At 41.2% G+C, this 4,220-nt stretch carries 3 protein-coding genes; all 3 read left to right on the plus strand.

All coding sequences use genetic code 11. The features are described 5' to 3' along the window. Positions 1-199 precede the first annotated feature (199 nt). The 3 genes from H5183_RS21315 to H5183_RS21325 are packed head-to-tail and all read left to right on the plus strand — an operon-like array spanning position 200 to position 4,010. Positions 200-1,318, plus strand: a complete 1,119-nt coding sequence (locus H5183_RS21315) for a polysaccharide export protein (RefSeq protein ID WP_182732670.1) — start codon at positions 200-202, stop codon at positions 1,316-1,318. 8 nt (positions 1,319-1,326) lie between these two features. Further along, positions 1,327-1,761 (plus strand): low molecular weight protein-tyrosine-phosphatase, encoded by a 435-nt coding sequence (locus H5183_RS21320; RefSeq protein ID WP_182732671.1) that lies wholly within the window; start codon positions 1,327-1,329, stop codon positions 1,759-1,761. Between the two features lie 14 nt (positions 1,762-1,775). Further along, positions 1,776-4,010, plus strand: a complete 2,235-nt coding sequence (locus H5183_RS21325; RefSeq protein ID WP_182732672.1) for a polysaccharide biosynthesis tyrosine autokinase — start codon at positions 1,776-1,778, stop codon at positions 4,008-4,010. Positions 4,011-4,220 lie beyond the last annotated feature (210 nt).

Consider the following 4,220-nt stretch of genomic DNA (forward strand, 5'->3'; position numbering starts at 1 on the left):
AGAACCTAGAACCTAGAACCTAGAACCTAGAACCTAGAACACTAAATTAACAAAAAAGTTAACTGCTTGCACAGTAAACGTGCAACCAACCTTGCGAAGCAAAGGTAGCCATGCTTTAATTGGCCAGCAAAAAATAACAGCAATATATTTAAAAATAAGCTGAAAGTTTTAGAATTTAATATTATTTTGGGAATAAACAATGGCGCTAAGCTGTAAAACACTTGTAGCATCACTCACGTTGCTAACAATGACAGGTTGTACAATCATCCCCGGTAGCCATTTCGAAGGAATCGAATCGGGTGAACAAACAAAAAACCTTGAACAAGACCTTGAAAAAGTAAATATTCAAATTATTGACTCATCTTTAATTTATCAGCAAAACCAATCGCGTAAAAAAAATAAGCCACCTTCGAGCCTTGATGGTTTAAATGTTAGTGATTACGAATACATACTCGGTGTAGGTGATGTACTTACCATTGGTGTATGGGATCACCCAGAATTAACTATTCCAGCAGCTGTGCAACGTACCGCAGAGTTTGATGGTTTTCGCGTGCAAGCAGACGGTACCATTACTTACGCCTATGCACCCAATATTCAGGCAGCAGGTAAAACAGTACAACAAGTACATAGCGAATTGGTGAAGCGTTTAAGCCGAGTGATTGAAGACCCGCAAGTTGATATTAAAGTGGTTGGTTTTCGCAGCCAAAAAGCATATGTAACTGGCGAAGTAAAGCAACCAGGCATATTACCTGTTACAGAAATTCCACTTACATTGATTGACGCCTTGAACCAAGCCGGTGGTTTAACTGAAGCTGCCGATTGGCGTACGGTTACTTTTACTCGCGGCGACAAAACTGAAGTTATTAAACTTGATGATTTTTATGCACATGGCGATATTTCGCAAAACCGTTTGTTACAACATGGCGATATAGTGCATGTAAACCGGAATGACTTACAGCGTGTTTTTGTATTAGGTGATGTTAAAAAAGCAGGCTCTGTTGATGTAAACCGTTATGGTTTAAACCTTGCTGAAGCACTCAGTAATTCAGGTGGCTTAAACGAAAACACCGCCGATGCTAATGGCGTGTTTGTACTGCGTAAACGCAACCTTGAAACCGACGGTGTTATTGCCGATGTATACCAGTTGCATGCAAAAAATGTGGCAGCACTAGTGTTAGCTGAGCAGTTTGAATTGCAACCACACGATATTGTATATGTAACATCGGCACCACTTGCTCGCTGGAACCGTGTAATAAGTTTGTTATTACCGTCAATCGCGACAGTTGATTCAATTGATGGCTTAACAGCGACAAACTAAGGATAACGATGTTTGATTCTATCTTAGTGGTGTGCGCTGGTAATATATGCCGCAGTCCAACCGCTGAATACGTATTAAAGAGTAAGCTAGCCGGTAAAAATATTAAAGTATCTTCTGCGGGTTTAACGGCACTGGAAGGTAAAGCCGCTGATGCAACAGCAAAGCAGATTGCTGCAACTTATGGTATAAATATGGATGAGCACCAAGGTCGGCAGTTAACATCAAGCCTAGTTGCGCAAAATAGCGTTATTTTAGTGATGGAACAACGCCACTTAACTGACCTGTGTAGCCGCTACCCAGAAGCGCGCGGAAAAACCTTTTTACTCGGTAAATGGCTTGGTGATAAAGAAATACCCGATCCATATAGGCAGAGTCTTGAAGCGTTTCAACACGTTTATGCATTAATCGACAGCGCCTGTAGCGCTTGGCAAAAGTATTTATAAGGATAGGCTAGTACATGAATGCTCAGCCCACTGCGTTAGCAGCAAACAAACAAAATAGACCAGACACACAAGCAAGCCAAGAAATTGACCTTATGGCGCTGTTAGGCGCTTTGATAGATCGTAAATATTTTATAATCGCCTTAACAACAGTGTTTATGGTTGTGGGTGTGATTTATGCGGTATTTTCGACCCCGGTATACCAAGCTACTGCGATGATCCAAGTAGAAGAAAGCGGTGGCTCAGTCCCTGGTTTTGACGATATGTCGGGCATGTTTGAAAGTACCTCAGCTGCGGTAACAGAGATCGAACTACTTAAATCACGCTCAGTCATTGGTGAAGCAGTAGATACATTAAAGCTTGATGTAATAGCAGAGCCTAAATTATTCCCGTTTATAGGCAGCCGTGCTTTTCGTAAATTCAGCCCAATGAATGAAGGTGAGCTTGCCGAGCCTAGTTTTGGTGCTAGTTCATACGCTTGGGGTGGTGAGAGTATTGATGTATTTAGGTTTGATGTACCACGGTCTGCTGTAGGTAGCGAGTTTACACTTGTAGCGCAAGAAAATAATGCTGTGACATTGTTAAATGACGAAGGGGAAAAAATACTAACAGGTAAGGTTGGCCAAGAGCTAACCAACGGTAAATTTAACTTAACGATACGTGGTCTAAATGCCCGTGCCGGTACTGAATTTACAATACTACGTAAAGATCGCTTAAATACCATTCTAGATTTACAAGCTGCGATTGGTGCCAGCGAAAAAGGTAAAGATTCAGGTATCATTAACTTGAACCTACAGAGCGAGAAGCCACATTATGCTGAAAAAGTACTTGATAAAGTAGCGGGTATTTATGTACGCCGTAACGTAGAGCGTAATTCAGCCGAAGCACAAAAATCCCTTGAGTTTTTAGAAGTACAACTACCTGAGATTAAAAAACAGTTAGAATTTGCCGAACAACGTTTTAACGATTACCAAATTAAACGTCAGTCAATCAATATTACCCTTGAAACGCAAGGCGTATTAGAGCAAGTAGTTAAACTTGAAACCAAACTGCAAGAGCTTGAGTTAAAACGTCTTGAAATGAGCCGCAAGTTTAAAAAAGACCACCCAACATACCAAGGTTTAATTGAGCAAATAAGCGCGGTTAATGAGCAGAAAAAAGAATTGGTTGGTGAAGTAGGTAACCTACCAGAGACTCAACAAGAGTTACTGCGTTTAAAACGCGATGTAGAAGTAAGTAACCAAATTTATACGCTGTTACTAAGTAAAACCCAAGAGCTTGACATAGTACGGGCAGGTACTGTGGGTAACGTACGTATTATTGACTTTGCAGAGGTGAATACCTCAAAACCTGTTAAGCCTAAAAAAGCATTGATTGTGGTTATGGCAACTATGCTAGGTGGCATGCTTGCAGTAGCTATTGTACTCGTACAAAAAGCCATGCATAAAGGCGTTGAAGATCCAAATGAAATAGAGGCAATTGGCCTACCAGTATACGCCAGCGTGCCGTACTCAGATTATCAAGAAAAGCTCGCCGGTTTTGGTGCTCGTAAAGCCAAAAATAAACCAAAGTCGATACTTGCTCTTGATAACCCAGCTGATTTATCAATTGAGGCTTTGCGCAGCTTACGTACTAGCTTACACTTTGCGATGATGGAAGCTAAGAATAACCTAATTGCAATTTCCGGCCCAAGCCCCGGTGTAGGTAAGTCATTTGTATCAGTTAACTTAGCTGCTGTATTGGCACAAAGTGGTAAAAAAGTACTGATAATCGATGCCGATATGCGTAAAGGCTACTTACAAACCCAGTTTGGCATTAAGTGGGACGATGGCCTAAGTGATTACTTATCAGGCCGTTTAAACTTAAGCGAAGTGACTAAACCAACACAAGTTGAAGGTTTAAGCGTAATTACCCGTGGCCAAATACCGCCAAACCCATCTGAATTACTAATGCACTCAAACTTTAGTAAGTTAGTTGAAGAGGTAAGCGCCGAATACGACTTGGTAATCATAGATACGCCACCTATTTTAGCGGTAACAGATCCGGCAATCGTCAGTGCCCACACTGGTACAACATTGTTAGTAACCCGTTTTGGCCAAAACCACATTAAAGAAATAGAGTTGACCCGTAATCGCTTTGAACAAAACGGTACCGACGTTAAAGGCGTAGTGTTCAATGGTGTAGTTAAAAAAGCCAGTAACGCTTACGGCTATTACGGTTACTACAATTACGAATATAAATCGGATAAGTAAGAAAATAGGAGCTAGGTTCTAGGACCTAGATTCTAGTATCTATGATTTAGCATAGGAGCAGGCTTTAGCCGCGAATGGTTTCTCAGTGCAGCAAAGCGACTCGGTGGTGAAAATGGTTTTTGCTAGATTAATTAGCCCGTTGCACAAAGCCCGTAGCTGTTTTTAAACTGATTAACCTAGAACCTAGAACCTAGAACCTAGAACCTAGAA

Source organism: Pseudoalteromonas sp. SR44-8 (assembly GCF_014163635.1).
GTDB lineage: Bacteria > Pseudomonadota > Gammaproteobacteria > Enterobacterales > Alteromonadaceae > Pseudoalteromonas > Pseudoalteromonas rhizosphaerae.

Coding starts and splice junctions, on each gene's coding strand:
- H5183_RS21315 (WP_182732670.1), top strand. CDS start 200: ATGGCGCTAAGCTGTAAAACACTTGTAGCATCACTCACGTTGCTAACA.
- H5183_RS21320 (WP_182732671.1), top strand. CDS start 1,327: ATGTTTGATTCTATCTTAGTGGTGTGCGCTGGTAATATATGCCGCAGT.
- H5183_RS21325 (WP_182732672.1), top strand. CDS start 1,776: ATGAATGCTCAGCCCACTGCGTTAGCAGCAAACAAACAAAATAGACCA.